13 protein-coding genes are annotated in these 16,847 nt (G+C 48.6%); 5 read left to right on the top strand and 8 right to left on the bottom strand.

Annotated elements, in window-relative coordinates; genetic code table 11:
* Positions 1-1,233: a DNA recombination protein RmuC gene (locus CSD97_RS12620; protein WP_044468078.1), complete on the top strand. Its 1,233-nt coding sequence runs from the start codon at positions 1-3 to the stop codon at positions 1,231-1,233.
* 264 nt (positions 1,234-1,497) lie between these two features.
* Here the strand turns inward: CSD97_RS12620 and nqrF are convergent, their stop codons facing one another.
* The 7 genes from nqrF to CSD97_RS12585 form a co-directional block, all read right to left on the bottom strand.
* Complete coding sequence (gene nqrF / locus CSD97_RS12615) at positions 1,498-2,772, bottom strand: NADH:ubiquinone reductase (Na(+)-transporting) subunit F (protein WP_057098082.1); 1,275 nt, start codon at positions 2,770-2,772, stop codon at positions 1,498-1,500.
* A gap of 17 nt (positions 2,773-2,789) precedes the next feature.
* Positions 2,790-3,416 (bottom strand): NADH:ubiquinone reductase (Na(+)-transporting) subunit E, encoded by a 627-nt coding sequence (nqrE, locus tag CSD97_RS12610; RefSeq protein ID WP_005828321.1) that lies wholly within the window; start codon positions 3,414-3,416, stop codon positions 2,790-2,792.
* A gap of 113 nt (positions 3,417-3,529) precedes the next feature.
* On the bottom strand, positions 3,530-4,168 hold the full coding sequence (locus tag CSD97_RS12605) for an NADH:ubiquinone reductase (Na(+)-transporting) subunit D (protein WP_005836455.1): 639 nt from the start codon (positions 4,166-4,168) through the stop codon (positions 3,530-3,532).
* Positions 4,169-4,172: 4 nt separating this feature from the next.
* On the bottom strand, positions 4,173-4,862 hold the full coding sequence (locus tag CSD97_RS12600; protein WP_057098083.1) for a Na(+)-translocating NADH-quinone reductase subunit C: 690 nt from the start codon (positions 4,860-4,862) through the stop codon (positions 4,173-4,175).
* Positions 4,863-4,876: 14 nt separating this feature from the next.
* Entirely contained in the window at positions 4,877-6,046 is a 1,170-nt protein-coding gene (locus CSD97_RS12595) for an NADH:ubiquinone reductase (Na(+)-transporting) subunit B (protein ID WP_005828314.1), read from the bottom strand.
* A 53-nt stretch (positions 6,047-6,099) separates the two neighbouring features.
* Positions 6,100-7,449, bottom strand: a complete 1,350-nt coding sequence (locus CSD97_RS12590; RefSeq protein WP_098032477.1) for a Na(+)-translocating NADH-quinone reductase subunit A — start codon at positions 7,447-7,449, stop codon at positions 6,100-6,102.
* 221 nt (positions 7,450-7,670) lie between these two features.
* Entirely contained in the window at positions 7,671-9,071 is a 1,401-nt protein-coding gene (locus tag CSD97_RS12585; RefSeq protein WP_098032476.1) for a C1 family peptidase, read from the bottom strand.
* A gap of 159 nt (positions 9,072-9,230) precedes the next feature.
* Between CSD97_RS12585 and CSD97_RS12580 the strand changes: the two genes are divergently transcribed.
* The 3 genes from CSD97_RS12580 (at position 9,231) to CSD97_RS12570 (ending at position 14,535) form a co-directional block, all read left to right on the top strand.
* Entirely contained in the window at positions 9,231-10,433 is a 1,203-nt protein-coding gene (locus tag CSD97_RS12580; RefSeq protein ID WP_098032475.1) for a BamA/TamA family outer membrane protein, read from the top strand.
* Positions 10,434-10,637: 204 nt separating this feature from the next.
* Complete coding sequence (locus CSD97_RS12575) at positions 10,638-11,828, top strand: glycosyltransferase family 2 protein (protein ID WP_098032474.1); 1,191 nt, start codon at positions 10,638-10,640, stop codon at positions 11,826-11,828.
* A gap of 16 nt (positions 11,829-11,844) precedes the next feature.
* Positions 11,845-14,535, top strand: a complete 2,691-nt coding sequence (locus CSD97_RS12570) for an ATP-binding protein (RefSeq protein ID WP_098032473.1) — start codon at positions 11,845-11,847, stop codon at positions 14,533-14,535.
* 88 nt (positions 14,536-14,623) lie between these two features.
* On the opposite strand, the gene CSD97_RS12565 is transcribed toward CSD97_RS12570, so the two are convergent.
* Entirely contained in the window at positions 14,624-16,399 is a 1,776-nt protein-coding gene (locus tag CSD97_RS12565; protein ID WP_034523390.1) for a biotin/lipoyl-binding protein, read from the bottom strand.
* Between the two features lie 241 nt (positions 16,400-16,640).
* Between CSD97_RS12565 and CSD97_RS12560 the strand changes: the two genes are divergently transcribed.
* Positions 16,641-16,847 (top strand): transposase (locus tag CSD97_RS12560; protein WP_244284029.1); only part of this gene is annotated, 207 nt, incomplete at its 3' end.

Raw genomic sequence — 16,847 nt, 5'->3', positions numbered from 1 at the left:
ATGGAGATAGTATTACTGATTATAGGGATAATCATCGGAACCGTAGTCGGCTATCTGGCGGCAGACCGCAAGTCTGCCGCACTGAGGGCGGAAATCAGCGGGACAAAGAAGGAAATAGAATTATTGAAGCTGCAGAAGGAAGAAGCCGAAGCGTTGCACAAGCGCATGAACACCGAGTTCGAGAATCTCTCCAACCGTATCTTCCAGAGCAAAGCCGAAGACTTTACCAGGCTGAATGCCGAACACCTGGGCAATCTGCTCCGTCCGCTGGGCGATAACCTGAAGGACTTCCGCCAAAAGGTGGAACAAGTATACAGCACCGAAGCCAAAGAACGCTTCTCGCTGGGTGAACGCATCAAGGAACTGGTGGAACTGAACAACCGCCTCAGCGAAGATGCCAACAACTTGACCCGTGCCCTGAAAGGAGACTCCAAAATGCAAGGCAACTGGGGCGAAATGATTCTGGAACGTCTGTTGCAAGCCTCCGGACTGATTGAAGGCGAACACTACTTCCGCCAGGAGTTTCTAAAAGACGAACGGGGCGAAGCCATCATCAACGAGGAAAGCGGGCAGAAGATGCAGCCCGACATCATCGTGAAATACCCCGACGAACGGGAAATGATTATCGACTCCAAAGTGTCGCTGACTGCCTATGCTGCCTACACCTCTGCCGAAAGCAAGGAGGAGCAGGCACACTTCCTGAAAGCACACCTGCAATCTGTCCGCTCCCACATCGACGAGCTCAGCCATAAAGACTACTCGCATTACGACGCCCAATCACCGGATTTCGTTATGATGTTCATCCCCACCGAAGGTGCCTACCTCCTCGCCATCCAAAGCGATGCCCACCTCTGGGAATATGCCTACAACAAAAAGGTGGTACTAATGAGCCCCACCAACCTGATTAGCGCCCTGCGCCTCTCGCTCGACCTTTGGAAGAAGGAGAACCAGGTAAAGAATGTGCAGGCCATCATCAAGCGCGGCACCATCTTATATGAAAAGATTGCAGGCTTTACCGACACCTTCCTCGGTATCGGCGACCGGCTGGCCAGCCTGCAAAGGGATTACGATAAAGCCTTCAACCAGCTCTCGGACGGTAACGGCAGTGTAGTACGCCAGGCCGAAATGCTGAAAGGCATGAGCCTCACTCCCAAGAAACGCATTTCTCCAAGATTGCTGCCCAAAGACACCATTCAAGAAGAAACAGAAGAGGAAAACGATAACATTCAATAAAACATCCAACATGAAAACTCTGAAAGACCGCATTCTCCTTCACCAAGAACCATTCATACGAGGTCTGTGTCAACAGGAATTACCACCGGAGAAGTAACAGCCATTCTGGCAAATGCACTGATTCATATCAAGGAATAAAGAAAAAGCGACGAAGAATCCACTCCACTTTCTTTCATTAGAGAGGAAATGCCCCGAACAAAAAACTCCGGCAAAGCCCTGAAGGACAAGCCGGAGTTTTTTTTATCTCAAGACGGACAAGGAAGATTATCCGCCAAAGTTATCGAACATCAGGTTCTGAGCCGGAACACCGAGGTCGTCGAGCATCTTCTCAACAGCTTTCGACATCGGACCGGGACCGCACATGTAGTATTCGATGTCTTCGGGAGCTTCGTGGTCTTTCAAGTAAGTCTCGTAAATTACGTTGTGTACGAAGCCCGGAGTATACTTCACGCCCGCTGCATCGGCTGCCGGATCGGGACGGTCCAGTGCAAGATGGAACTTGAAGTTGGGGAAATCCTTTTCAATCTGCAGGAAGTCTTCCAGATAGAACACTTCATTCAATGCACGTGCACCGTAGAAGTAATTCATCACGCGGTCTGTAGTGTGCAGTGTCTTCGTCATGTGCATAATCTGTGCACGCAACGGAGCCATACCAGCACCACCACCGACCCACATCATCTCCTTCTTGGAGTCGAATATCGGATGGAAGTCTCCGTAAGGGCCACTCATGGTTACCTTATCACCCGGTTTCAGGGTAAAGATATAAGAAGAAGCGATACCCGGCATTACATCCATGAAGCCCGGGCCCTGGTCTTTCGGCTTGAACGGAGGCGTGGCGATACGTACCGTCAGCATAATGCGGTCGCCTTCGGCAGGATAGTTGGCCATAGAATAGGCACGGATGGTTTCTTCGTCATTGCGGCACTTCAAGCCCAGCAGACCGAATTTCTCCCATGCAGGCAGATACTCATCACCGATAAGGCTCTTGTCGATGTCCTTATCATAATCCATCGAATATTTAGGAATCTTAATCTGCGCATAAGAACCCGGAACGAAATCCATGTGCTCGCCTTTGGGCAATGCAACGATGAACTCTTTGATGAACGTAGCCACATTCTTGTTGGAGATAACCTCGCACTCCCACTCTTTTACGCCCAGTACGCTTTCGGGAACCTTGATGGCCATATCGCCTTTCACTTTCACCTGGCAACCCAGACGCCAGTGATCTTGTATTTGCTTACGGCTGAAGTGCGGGGTCTCAGAAGGCAGGATTTCGCCTCCGCCTTCCAGCACCTGGCATTTGCACTGTCCGCAGGAACCTTTACCACCGCAAGCGGAGGAAAGGAACACACCGTTTACAGACAGCGTATTCAGCAATGTAGAACCGGAAGCTACGTCCAGTTCCTTGTCGCCATTGATAGTCAGTTTTACATTACCCGAAGGCACCAGGAAATTCTTGGCAACCAGCAGGATAACAACAAGCAGGATGACAACCACGAGGAATACTCCAATGCTTGCTAATATCATATTCATATCCATTGTTTTATTCCTTTCTTTTAGATGTTCAAACCAGAGAAACACATAAATGCCATTGCCATCAGACCTACAGTGATGAACGTGATGCCCAGCCCTTTCAACGGAGCCGGAACGTCAGAATAGGCCATTTTCTCACGGATGGCAGCCAAACCCACGATAGCCAGCAACCAACCGATACCGGAGCCCAACGCATAAGAGACAGCATCAGCAATGCCACCGATGAATTTCGGGTCGCTCTCACCCAGCGTGATGCGCTGCTGCATGAAAAGGGAAGCACCCATGATGGCACAGTTTACAGCAATCAGCGGCAGGAAGATACCCAGTGAAGCATACAGCGAAGGGCTGAAACGCTCTACAATCATTTCCACCAACTGAACGATAGCTGCGATTACAGCAATGAAAAGAATAAAGCTCAGGAAGCTGAGGTCAACGCCTTCAATGATTGCGTTGGCAGCCAGCACCTTGGTCTGCAATAAATAGTTGACCGGAAGCGTAACCACCAACACGAAAGTTACGGCGATACCCAGTCCTACGGCAGTCTTCACATTCTTCGATACGGCAAGGTAAGAACACATACCGAGGAAGAACGCGAATATCATGTTGTCCACAAAGATAGAGCGGACGAATAAACTTATTAAATGTTCCATATCTCTTCGATAAATTAAGAATTAAAGAATTAAAGAATTAAAGCAATGAGAACTTGTACTGCAGCAGAGCAGCCCATTTTTCATTCTTTCATTTTTCATTCTTCATTTATTTATTACTGCTTTTCCTGCAATTCTTTGTGACGTGCACGCTGATACCAGATGATGCAAGCGCAGAGAATCAACGCCATTGGCGGCATCAGCATCAAGCCGTTGTTCACATAGCCCAACTTCTGCAGAGGTTCATAGTTCAAGATGTTGAAACCGAGCAGCGTTCCCGAACCCAGAAGCTCGCGGAAGAAGGCTACGATTACCAGAATCTTGGCATATCCCAAACCATTACCCACACCGTCAAGGAAAGATTCCCAGGGACCGTTCTGCATGGCAAATGCTTCCAAGCGTCCCATCAGGATACAGTTGGTAATAATCAGACCTACATATACAGAAAGCTGCACACTTACATCGTAAGCAAAAGCTTTCAGAATCTCACTTACAATAGTTACCAACGCGGCAACAACCACCAGCTGAACGATGATACGGATACGGTTGGGTATCGTCTTGCGCAGCAGTGAAATCACTACATTGGAGAATGCTGTAATCACCGTCACTGAAAGACCCATCACAATGGCAGGCTCCAGTTTGGCAGTAACAGCCAAAGCAGAACAGATACCCAATACCTGCACGGTAACGGGGTTGTTCAATCCCAGCGGAGTAGAGAATACTTCTTTATTCTTCTTTGAAAACAATTGTCCCATATTCTTATTCCTCCTCATTATTATTAGTTAAAAAGTTCTTGTAGCTGCTCAGACAAGCCTTCAACATGGCATCCACACCTACAGAAGTGATGGTACCACCGGAAATGCCGTCCACCTGATAGTCAGGTTTCTCGACCTTGCCGTTCTTTACAACACCGAGAGCCACCTCGCCGTTCTCCAACGTTTTCTTTCCGGGGAACTCTCCCTGGAAATGCGTGCTGGCGATTTCGGCACCCAGACCCGGAGTCTCACTGGCATGAGAGAAGTAAACACCATAAACGGTATCCTTGTCGCTGTTCAGCGCAACATATCCCCAGATAGCGCCCCAAAGACCGGCACCGTAAACGGGAAATACATATTTCTTCTCACCGTCAACCTCTGCCACGAATACGTGCAGACGGTTATTTTCTTTGGCTTCCTTCTCGTAAGCGGTAGCAAATGCACCGGTATTCTCTGTCAGAGTACCGTCAACGTTCATCAGCATATCGCCCTTTACATATTTATTATATTCAACTTCGGCATCCTTCACGTCCTTGATGTTGAGTGCAGCAAGAATCTGCTTCTTCGTGTCAAGTTCCACATTCTTGTTCTGCGTCTCGCGCAAGGAAGAACTTACGAATGCCAGCAGGAATGCAACGATAACAACCATTACCGAAGCATAAATGATAGTATAACTATTACTATTGGTATTCATTTCTTTTCCGGTATTTAATTGTTAGACTTGATTGCACGTTTCTCGCGACGGCTGATGTTGCCCTGTACCACACAGTAGTCAATCAGCGGAGCGAAGATATTCATCAGCAGGATGGCAAGCATCATACCTTCGGGGTAACCGGGGTTGAGCACACGGATAATGATAGCCATGGCACCAATCAGGAATCCGAAGATATACTTACCGGTCTCTGTACGTGCCGATGTAACGGGGTCGGTAGCCATGAACACGGCACCGAAGCAGAAACCGCCCAGCACGAGGTGTTCGTACCAAGGCATCTGTGCCATCGGAGTGTCGGGACCGATTGCATTGAACACCCATGCCATGAAGGCACCGCCTACGAATACGGAGAACATCGTCTTCCAGCTTGCAATGCCCGTCCACAACAGCAGAATGGCACCCAGAGCGATGGCGATAACGCTTGTCTCACCGATAGAACCCGGAATAAGGCCGGTCACCATGTCCCAGGAGAACTCCGGAACGGCGCCCGAGGTAGCGGCTGCACCCAACGGAGTAGCTACCGTCAGACCATCTACCGACTGTCCCAGACCGAAGATACTGTCGCCCGATACCCAAACGGCATCACCGGACATCTTCGTAGGATAAGCAAAGAATAAGAATGCACGGGTAATCAAAGCTACGTTGAACACGTTCATACCCGTACCACCGAATACTTCCTTAGCAAAAATTACAGAAAATGCAGTAGCCACCGCCAGAATCCACAGCGGGCAATCTACCGGAACAATCATCGGAATCAAGATACCGGAAACCAGGAAACCTTCCTGAATCTCCTCCTTCTTCCACTGAGCCACTACGAACTCAATGCCGAGACCTACTACATAAGATACAATGATTTTTGGCAATACAGCCAGAAAACCGTAGATGAACATTTCCCAGAAGCCTCCGGCAGCACCGGTAGCGTGGAAATGCTGGTAACCTACGTTATACATACCGAACAGCAGCGCCGGTACTAACGCAATGACCACCATCGACATGATGCGTTTGCTGTCAATGGAGTCGTGAATATGCGTTCCCGATTTCGAAGTGGCATTGGGCACGAACAGGAATGTTTCGAAGCCATCAAACACCGAACGAAATGCGTGGAATTTGCCGCCTTCCTCAAAGTTCGGCTTTATCTTGTCGAGATAATTTCTTAACGCTTTCATTAATATATTTACGATTTTACGATTTACAATTTACGATTTGCCATACGCCCCGATTATGCCATTTCGGCACGAAGCATATCGAGCCCTGCACGTACGATGCGCTGCACTTCCACTTTGGAAGAACATACGAATTCGCAGAGAGCGAAGTCTTCGGGAGCTACTTCGTAGATGCCCAGAGCCTCCATACGGTCGATGTCACCTGCAATGATTGCTTTCACCAAGTATTCGGGGAAGATGTCCATCGGAAATACGCGGTCGTATTCGTTGGACATAATCATGTGACGTTCACCACCCTTGATACGGGCATCTATCACATATTCCTTCTTGCCCATCAACCAGCTGAAGTAAGAGCGGTTGACGCTGAACTGATTGAAACGCGGCATAATCCAACCCAACATTTCATGGATTTCATCTCCTTCGGGAATAACGGTCAATTGGCTGTCGAAAGAGCCGAGGAAGCCGTTCGGAGAAACTTTCTTACCGGTCAGCACGTTACCGCTGATGTAGCGGAGGTCTTTGTCGGTAGTCACGTTACCTTTGAAAACGTTCGTCAACAGAGCGCCGACTTTCAGCTTGCAATAAGCGGGTTTCAACACTTCGGAACCCGTTACAGCTACCGTACGGGTCAAGTCTACATGACCGGTATTCATCAGACGTCCGATGAAAAGTACGGCTTCGGCACTGATAGTCCAGACCGTTTCACCTTTCACTACCGGAGAGATGTGGTTAATCTGTACACCCACGTTGCCTGCCGGATGCGGTCCGTCGAAAGCTGTTACGGTAACGTTCTTTGCCTGCACAAGGGCAGCAGCCTTTTGTTTTACACTAATACCCAGATACGTCTTTGCCATCTTTGACAAAGCGTCGAGTCCCGTCTGGAAGTTTGCTTCTTCTCCTTTCAGAGCGAATTCGAAATCGGGAGCCAGAGGATTACTGTCGAAAGCCGAAATGAAAATAGCTTTCGGAGTCACCGTCGGGTCAGCGATAACGTCGTACGGACGTTGGCGGATGAAAGCGAACATACCTGCCTGCAAAAGAGCTTCTTTTACCTGCTGGCCGCTCATCTTGGACGGGTCCATCTTGCCAAATTCCTCATAGTCTTGTTCAGTGGCAGCCTCTACAACGATGTTCAGCACCTTACGGCGCGCACCACGCTCCACGCTTGTCACTACGCCACTGACGGGCGAAACAAATTTCAATTCAGGATGATTCTTGTCGATAAACAAGGGTCCCCCGGCCATCACATATTCCTGCTCTTTGACCACCACTTTCGGAGTGATGCCTGTATAGTCATCGGGAATCAGCGAATAAAATCCTGGTTCCTTAACAGACACAAGTTCCTGGGCAGCAGCGCCTTTCAGGTTGATGTCAAGGCCTCTACGTAACTTAATTACATTTGCCATGCGTTTATTTAAAATAATGGTTTCATTAATTTGCCGCAAAAGTAGCAAAAAAGAACGTGAATAAAGAGCAAAAAAGAAAGGAATTACGGAGAAATTTCCGTAATCCCTTTCGTTAACGAACACGAGAACAAGGATTAGGGGTTAAGGATTAGGGATTAATACCCTGCGGAATCATAGCGCAGCCCCACTAATCACTAATCCTTAACCTCTAATCCTTATCATCACTTTTCTTCAGCAAACATCGGGTCCCATGCCGGCAGGCGGATAGGTTTTTGTTTGAACAATTCCATCACTTTGGCAGGAACATACTTTGTCTCCACCACCAAGCGGAACATGTATTCATTGAACCACTCGTCGGTCATGATGAGATGTCCCTGGTAACCGGAAGCAGCTCCCCAGCTATTCTCTACCATCCATTTTACGGGCTTTCCGTCTTTGTTCAAGTCAACAGCCATCAAGGTCATGGCGTGGGACGAGCCGCTGGAGAAGGTCTGAATGCGTTGTTTTTTATCCATTCCGAAGGTAGTACCCATCAGTGACTCGTAGTCATAATTTTTCACATCAAGCAGACCGCGTTCAGAGTTCAGGAACTTGCCCACATCGCAAGAGAAGTACATCATGGTGCTGTCCTTCAAGGAGGCGATGGCCATCTCCTTAATATCCTCTACGGGCAGGTTGACATAAGTCCAGTTTTTACCGTCGTAACGGTGACGGTCGTAGTCTATTTCATAGCACTTATAATACTCACGACTGGGATCGTTCATCAGCATTACGTAGTTGGTCAGCAGTTGTTTGTCTCCATACTTCTCAAGGAAAGACATGGGAGTGTGATGCTCTGTCTCCACGGGATTACCCTTAGCATCGTGGCAGACATAGTCGAACTCCGTGGGAGGTACACCAAGGTTCAGCACCAACATGCGGTAGATGGTTCCGAGCATTGTGGTTTTCTCCTTCTCCAGAGCTGCGGGCTTGGCACCGGCGGCAGCCATATCACGTAGTTGCAGACCATACTCTTTCAGCTTCAGAGAGATGAGGTTGGCCATGCGGGAGGTATTTTCACTGCTGTTTGTTTCAGGCATGGCATCTTTAGGAACAAGGCCGTATTTGGAAACAATGTCGGCCACACCGGTAAAGGTACCCCCATCGCTCAGCGGATGCTGGAAGAGCCATTCTACGGTTTTATCAGTCAGGGGACTCTTGGAGGTGTCGATGATGCCTTGCAAGAAGAGGTTTGCCTTCTCCAACTGGTCCCAGAAGAAAGGATAGACTTCGGAGAACTCAAAAGACTGGAAACCGTATTCGGCAAGGGTCTTGGCCCGCATCACGTTGAGCCCGGTGAACAACCAGCAACGGCCGGACGACTTCTGGTCGGTGATGCCTCTGGACTCTACCTTGACGGAGAAGTGGGTATCCATGCCCTGCATATTCTCCTGGTTGAGTGCCAGTTTACGGATGTCATTATTGCCTATGGCATTGCGGAGAGCCTTGTCGGCAGCCGTGCCTTGATAACTTTGCTTGATTTGCCCAAGCATTTCGGGGCTGATGCCGCCTTTTCCTTCTTGTGCCTGCACAGAAAGCAGTGCGGCACTCAGAACAATTACAGATAAAAATCGTTTCTTCATTCAGATTATGTGTTTTTAGTTATTGATGTCTTGCTTCGTGAAGCAGACAAAAGTAATGTCTTTTTTGATAATTTTAGTGACATCTTTAGATTTATTATCTATTACAGTGAAAACTATTCGGAATAAAATAGTTTCCTTTGCACCCACATTTCGTACGACATGAAAAGATATATACTAAGCATTATCGCACTGGTGCTGTTCGCCACCACCCTTTATGCCCAGGAACAGACTGCGGCCGCCACAAACGACAGCGTTCCCGCACTGACAAAAAAAGAACTACGCAAGCAAAAGGTAGCGCGCCGGAATCTGCATTACAATATTCTGGGTGGACCCAGCTACACTCCCGACTTCGGTGCCGTGCTGGGAGGAAGCGCCCTGATGACCTTCCGCATAAACCCCAGCGACACCACGCAGTTGCGCTCCGTAGTGCCCATGGCCATCGCCTTCATGTTCAACGGTGGCATCAATCTTTTCTCCAAGCCTCAACTCTTCTTCAAGGGTGACCGTTTCCGTATCTTCGGAAAGTTTAGCTATAAAAATACGGAAGAAAACTTTTACGGCATCGGCTATAATACCAATAAAGATTACGTACGAAGCGACAGTACCAGCAAATACCGATACAGCGGCGTGCAAATCAACCCCTGGTTCCTCTTCCGGCTGGGCAACAGCAATATCTTTGCCGGACCTCAAATAGACATCAATTATGACCACCTGACGGAGCCCGGCAAGTTCTTGGTGAACGAACCTTCGTACAAAGAGGCAGGCGGTACGGCCAACGGCTACAACAACTTCAACTCCGGCCTCGGCTTCCTGCTGACATACGACAGCCGTGACGTTCCCGCCAACGCCTACCGCGGCATGTATCTGGATTTCCGCGGCATGATGTACACCAAATTCATCGGAAGCGACCAGACCTTCTACCGCCTGGAGATAGACTACCGCCAATACAAGTCACTGGGCAAGCGCAGGGTGCTTGCGTGGACGGCACAGACCAAGAACGTGTTCGGCGACGTCCCACTGACGCAATACGCCCTCACCGGAACGCCTTTCGACCTGCGCGGCTACTACATGGGGCAGTATCGCGACAAGTCCTCGCACGTGGTCATGGCAGAATACCGGCAGATGCTCAATACCGACCGCAGCACCTGGCTGAAGCGGATGCTCAACCACATAGGTTTTGTAGCCTGGACCGGGTGCGGCTTCATGGGCCCCACTCCTGGCAAGATAGAGGGCGTACTGCCCAACTATGGTGTAGGTCTACGCATTGAGGTACAGCCACGCATGAACGTCCGCCTGGATTTAGGCAAAAACACGGTAAACAACCAGATGTTGTTTTACTTCAATATGACAGAAGCGTTTTGAGTAACGCCTTACCTTGCCGTACCTGCCCGTCTCCCTCCTATGGAGAATGAGTATAACATCAAAATGCCCTGAAAACCAAACTTTACCTCTTGAGACACAAACATTTCATTTTTCTTTTCTTTTTCTTGCATCGGTAAAAGATTATCCATACTTTTGGCAATCACATTTCTTTTTCCTCAAAAAGATAGCAAACAAAACAGAAGCATGAAAGTTCTTGAGATACTCTTCTGGATAAGTTTATTCATAGTGTTCTATACCTATATAGGCTATGGTATATTATTATATATTCTGGTCAAGATAAAAGAGTGCTTCCGCACACCTACCCTCTGGCCTATGCCCACCGACAACGCATTGCCCCCATTGACTCTGTTTATCGCCGCCTATAACGAAGAAGATGTAGTGGACGAAAAAATGCGCAACTGTCTGGAGCTGGACTATCCTGCCGACAAGCTACGTATCCTTTGGGTGACCGACGGCAGCAACGACCGTACCAACGAACGCCTCTCCCGCTGGCCGCAAGCCACCGTCCTCCACCAACCCCAACGCCAAGGCAAGACAGCCGCCCTGAACCGCGGTATACATTTCGTAGGAACGCCCCTTGTCGTATTCACCGATGCCAATACGCACCTCAACCGAAAAGCCCTACGGGAGATAGTGCACGCCTTCACCGACCCTAAAGTGGGATGCGTGGCAGGCGAAAAACGTATTGCTGTGCAAAATAAGGACAATGCTACCTCTGGGGGAGAAGGGTTGTACTGGAAATACGAATCCGCCCTCAAAGCGCTCGACGCACGCCTCTATTCAGCAGTAGGAGCAGCGGGTGAGTTGTTTGCCGTGCGCCGCGAGCTGTTCGAAGAAATGCAGACAGACACGTTGCTCGACGACTTCACACTCTCCCTGCACATCGTCATGCAGGGACACACCATTGCCTATTGCGCCAATGCCTATGCCGTAGAAAGCGGCTCGGCAGATATGCGCGAGGAAGAAAAGCGCAAGGTGCGCATCGCTGCCGGTGGCTTGCAGTCTATCTGGCGGCTACGTCCGCTGCTCAACCCGTTCCGTTACGGCACATTCTGTTTCCAATATATTTCCCACCGGGTGCTGCGCTGGTCGCTCACTCCTATCCTATTGTTTCTATTGCTTCCCCTCAACACAATTCTCATCTTTACGACAAGCACGCCATTACTGTATGCCATCATCTGGCTGTTACAAGCTTTTTTCTATCTCATGGGAAGTTGGGGGTACTACCTTTCAACGAAGCATATAAAGAACAAGATACTTTTCATCCCCTACTATTTCCTCTTCATGAACGTCAACGTCATACGAGGATTCAACTACCTGCGCAAACGTAAAGACAATGCAAGCGGCGCATGGGAGAAGGCCAGAAGGGCATGAAACTAATACTATAAGAATGAAAAACATTTTAAAACAAGCTGAAAACGCCGAAAGACTGTTAAAGCTGACATCCGACACCATGATTCTTCTGGACAAAGACGGTATTTGTGTGGACATTGCAGTTTACAACATCAATCTCTGGTTCTTGAAGGAAGACCGGTTACTGGGCAAGAATCTGTTCCAACTAATTCCCTTATCCACTTATAACCAAATCTATCCGGACTTTAAAAGAGTACTGACGCACAAAATACGCTCTACCCATAACTACGAAATGGCCTTGAACGGCACCACTTATTTCTTCAAGTGTATCATGTCCCCCTTTGACGGAATGGTGCTCTGCCAATACCGCGACATCACGGAACGTAGCCAGCGCAAGCTGGAACTCGAAAGAAAAAACCAAGAGTTGAATGAGATCCAAAAAGCTGCGCTTATCGGAAACTGGCAATACGATTCAGACACCCAAAGCTTCAAATATGCCGGACACACCGATATCCTATGCACAGAGGAGACACAAGAAATCAATCTGAACGACTATCTGAAACTGATACTTCCCGAAGACCGGAAATCTTTCACCAACTGGCTGAAAGAAAACCTAAAAGGGAAAATGGAAAACAGTGTGGACTACCGCATCTTGCTTCAGGAAAAGATTTTCTATATACGGCTCAAGGCCTTTGCACGCGAATATCATAAAGACAAAAATACCATTCTGGAAGGATATATACAGAATATCACCGACATTCAGCAACGGCGCAACGATATCAACTTGCTGACACATGCCATCAACAACTCCACCGAAGATATTTACTCGGCACACGAAGACGGTACACTGATATTCGGCAACCGCTGCTTCAAGGAGCGACATGGCATCGGCAATACCCAAGACATCACGAAACTGAAAATATACGACTTGCCTTCGTATGGAAGAGACAAAAAATCGTGGAAAGAATTTGCAGAATGTGTCAAACGCGGAGAAACCTCCCAAGGCTATATTGTTCACAATCCGTTGCCACTGCGTCCGGAAGTACTCGCCATAGAAGGAAACGCCTATTGGGTGACGAGTGACAAAGGCGAAGGGACGGTCTGGACTTTCGGAAGGGATGTATCCACACGCATCCGGCATGAGCAACAAATCAAACAGTTCAACCTGATTCTGGACAAAATCATCGAAAACCTCCCGGCAGGCATTGTCGTGAAGGACATCAACAACAACTTCAAGTACCTCTACCGCAACCGCGAATCGTACAACCGCGAAATCCCCATACAAGAGGCATTGGGGAAAGACGACTTCGACTTTTATCCCCTGGAGACTGCCCAGAAAAAAAGAGCACAAGACATTGAAATAGCCAGGACCGGCAAAGAGATGCACTGGATTGCGGAAGAACGCGACGGAAACGGAACCCCCATCTATCTGGACAAGCGAAAGATGAAGATTGAAAGCAACGACTTCTCCCCCATCCTGCTGAACATCGAATGGGACATCACGGAAATGGAACAGATGAAACGGGAACTGCTCGTAGCCAAGGAGAAAGCCGAGACTTCCGACCGGCTCAAATCCGCCTTTCTCGCCAACATGAGCCACGAGATACGCACACCGCTCAATGCCATTGTAGGCTTCTCGCGCATCATTGCCGAAAGCACCAACGAGGAAGAACGGCTAGGCTATTACGAAATAGTGGAATCGAACAATGAACGCCTGCTCCAGCTCATTAACGAAATCCTCGACTTATCAAAAATCGAATCGGGTATCGTGGAGTTCACCATCACGCCCGTACGTCTCCATCCACTCTGCAAGGAGATACACGACGCACATATTTTCCGCTGTCCCAAAGGAGTGGAGCTGATATACGAACCCTCTGACGAGAATATCGTGATTGACGGAGACAAGAACCGGATTTTCCAGGTCATTTCCAATCTGATAGGCAATGCCTTCAAGTTCACCACCACCGGGCACATCAGTTACGGGTATCACCAGGAAGGCAAGTATGTAGCATTCCACGTCACCGATACGGGTATGGGCATTGCACCGGATAAGGTGGACCGGGTATTCGAACGTTTCGTCAAGGTGAACAACTTTGCCCAAGGCACCGGATTGGGACTTTCCATCTGCAAGACTATCATCGAACGCCTGGGGGGTAACATATCCGTCACTTCGGAGGTGGGTAAAGGCACCACATTTACTTTTGTCCTCCCACTGGAAGCCGCCAGCAAAACAGAGGCGGAAAAGAAAGAAGAGAACAACCGGGAGGCGACAGCAGAGGCACACTCCACAGAGCAGAGGAGCAGAAATACAGCCCCCGGAGCTTCCCCGAAGAATGAAGAGGCCGGAGCACTCCCTACCCCTCCTTCCAAGACCCTCCTGATTGCCGAAGATACAGAAAGCAATTTTATCCTAATTAACGCCATTTTAGGCCGTCTCTATCGGCTGAAACATGCCAAAGACGGCATGGAAGCCGTAACTATGTTCGAAGAAGTCCACCCCGACCTCATCCTGATGGACATGAAAATGCCCAACCTTGACGGAATCGACGCCACACGCATCATCCGTGAACTGGCACCGGACATCCCCATCATCGCCCTTACAGCCTATGCCTACGAACACGACAAGCAAGCTGCCCTAAAAGCAGGTTGCAACGACTTCCTTACCAAACCCTTCACCCAAGAAGTGCTGAAGGAAACCATCAAGAAATGGCTGGACGATAAAGGATGACTGAAAAGACTGTAGGGTGATAACTACCGCATTATCACCCTACTACATTATCACTTTTCAGTGAAATTCCACTTTTTCAAGTTCTCATTTATGCAAAAATGTCACTCCGCTGGATATAGGCTATCACATCGCCTTTATTGACCACATCTCCTTGCTTGGCACAAACTTCCACCACACGTCCGGTAAATCCGGTCCATATCTTCTCGTATTCGCCCCACGGCGTAGAGAGGTAGCAGAACACCTCATCATGCTGGTACTTGCGTCCGATGAAAGGAGCAGAAGAAGGACCTTCGACGGAAACCTCCCAAAGCACTTGCCCTTTGGAAGGCGCGATTATCGGGTCTGCCTTGGCACGCTTCAGCTTCTTGATTTCCTCTTCCGAATATCCGCTCTTGGCCATGGCGGCATCCTTGGCACGCTGCAGGTCATCTTCAAAACGTTTCTTGGCAACGCCTGACTTATAATCGCGATACTGTCGGTCGTGCATGGCGAGTTCGAAGAGTTCCTCGTCATCGTCACCATACTCCCAACCGTTTTCGTCCATCTCTTTGCGATATGTATCCAAGGCATCCGGATAGTTCAACTGCGGGTCGGTATCCACAAACTCAAAGCCTTTGGACTTGGCAAGCTCCACAATCTCGGGTGCCAAAATACCGGGGAGACGTCCACTCTTGCCAAGAATCATATCCCAGGTGTGGTTGTCTATCATCGTCCAGCGCTCTTCTCCCTTCACCTGCTGCATAACGTTCATCAGTGCCACGTTCTTCACATACTGGCTGAAAGGAGTCACCAAAGGAGGATAGCCCAGCTTGGGCCATACATATTCCACTTCGTCGAAAAGCATCACAAGCAGGTCGTCCAAACTGAGTTCCGGCTCGTTCCTGCTTCGCAGTATCATGTTGATGCCGGAATGCACGCCTTTCAAATCGGCCATCATGGAGCCCATCATACCGCCTGGCAGGCCGCACTTCAACAAAAGTGAAGACATGTGCTTGTTGGTGGGGTCCATAAAGTAACCCAGGAAATCGTCAATGAATTCCTGCGTCATGGCACGCGCCTTCATGTAAGCCTTCATATTTATATCGGGTACTTGGAATCCTTTATCCTTCAGCATGGCCTGTACGGAAATAACGTCGGGATGGACTTTGCCCCACGACATGGGCTCCATCGCCACATCAATGATGTCGGCACCGTTCTCGCAGACTTCGAGAATGGAAGCCATGGAAAGTCCGGGACCACTATGCCCGTGATACTGTATCAGCACCTCGGGATGTTTCTCCTTGATAGCCTTCGTCAGCTCTCCCAGCATCCCCGGACGGCCGATACCTGCCATATCCTTCAGACAGATTTCGGGTGCCCCGGCTTCAATCAGCTGGTCGGCAATGCCGGCGTAGTACTCTACCGTATGGACGGGAGAATAGGTGATACAAAGTGTGGCCTGCGGTATCATGCCGGCTTCCAGAGCATACTTGATGGAGGGAATTATATTCCGCGTCTCGTTCAGTCCGCAGAAGATACGGGTGATGTCCACGCCTTGGGCATGCTTCACTTTGTACATCAATCGGCGTACATCCGCCGGAACAGGATACATGCGCAGTGCATTCAGCCCGCGGTCGAGCATATGCGTCTGTATGCCTGCTTCCCTGAAAAGTGCGGTAAAGGCGCGTACAGCCTTGTTGGGATTTTCGCCGTACAGAAGGTTTACCTGCTCAAAAGCTCCTCCGTTTGTTTCAACGCGTGCAAAACAGCCCATTTCAACTATCAACGGAGCAATGCGTACCAACTGGTCTACCCGGGGTTGATACTTACCGGACGACTGCCACATGTCCCGGTAAACAAGACTGAATTTAATTTCCTTTTTCATCATAGTCAGTAATAAGAGATTTTTTCCTTCGGTTAACTTAACATATACAAATATAAAGGATTATTCTGACATATAGTCAAGAATAACCCTTAAAAATTCATCACTGACAATATGTTATATATCATATTGCTACTATCAAATTATTATCAGATGAAATCTTTAAGAAGCTGTTTTGAAATGATTAAATTATTTATATTTATCTGTTAATCAGTTGGTTAATTGAAATAATTTTCGTAACTTTATGGTTGCAAAACAAATAGTTATGAGCAATTATTCAACTAACCTAACTGAAAAACAGTGGCAAGTTATCAAAAATATTGTAGAACCACAAGAAAGAACTAGAAAAAAGTGTCTCAGAGAAATTCTGAACGCCATATTCTATATCAGCAAAAGTGGCTGTCAATGGCGAATGTTGCCTTCCGACTTCGCCCCTTGGCAAACTGTTTAC

This window comes from Bacteroides sp. AR29 (genome assembly GCF_900217715.1).
GTDB classification, from domain to species: domain Bacteria; phylum Bacteroidota; class Bacteroidia; order Bacteroidales; family Bacteroidaceae; genus Bacteroides; species Bacteroides uniformis.
The sequence above is the reverse complement of the archived record's forward strand: the minus strand, read 5'-3'. Positions and strand labels throughout refer to the sequence as shown.

Excerpts from the sequence above, each read along its gene's own strand:
- CSD97_RS12595 (WP_005828314.1), bottom strand. The coding sequence starts at position 6,046 with ATGAAAGCGTTAAGAAATTATCTCGACAAGATAAAGCCGAACTTTGAG.
- CSD97_RS12620 (WP_044468078.1), top strand. The coding sequence starts at position 1 with ATGGAGATAGTATTACTGATTATAGGGATAATCATCGGAACCGTAGTC.
- CSD97_RS12585 (WP_098032476.1), bottom strand. The coding sequence starts at position 9,071 with ATGAAGAAACGATTTTTATCTGTAATTGTTCTGAGTGCCGCACTGCTT.
- CSD97_RS12580 (WP_098032475.1), top strand. The coding sequence starts at position 9,231 with ATGAAAAGATATATACTAAGCATTATCGCACTGGTGCTGTTCGCCACC.
- nqrE (WP_005828321.1), bottom strand. The coding sequence starts at position 3,416 with ATGGAACATTTAATAAGTTTATTCGTCCGCTCTATCTTTGTGGACAAC.
- CSD97_RS12570 (WP_098032473.1), top strand. The coding sequence starts at position 11,845 with ATGAAAAACATTTTAAAACAAGCTGAAAACGCCGAAAGACTGTTAAAG.
- nqrF (WP_057098082.1), bottom strand. The coding sequence starts at position 2,772 with ATGGATATGAATATGATATTAGCAAGCATTGGAGTATTCCTCGTGGTT.
- CSD97_RS12565 (WP_034523390.1), bottom strand. The coding sequence starts at position 16,399 with ATGAAAAAGGAAATTAAATTCAGTCTTGTTTACCGGGACATGTGGCAG.
- CSD97_RS12600 (WP_057098083.1), bottom strand. The coding sequence starts at position 4,862 with ATGAATACCAATAGTAATAGTTATACTATCATTTATGCTTCGGTAATG.
- CSD97_RS12575 (WP_098032474.1), top strand. The coding sequence starts at position 10,638 with ATGAAAGTTCTTGAGATACTCTTCTGGATAAGTTTATTCATAGTGTTC.
- CSD97_RS12605 (WP_005836455.1), bottom strand. The coding sequence starts at position 4,168 with ATGGGACAATTGTTTTCAAAGAAGAATAAAGAAGTATTCTCTACTCCG.
- CSD97_RS12590 (WP_098032477.1), bottom strand. The coding sequence starts at position 7,449 with ATGGCAAATGTAATTAAGTTACGTAGAGGCCTTGACATCAACCTGAAA.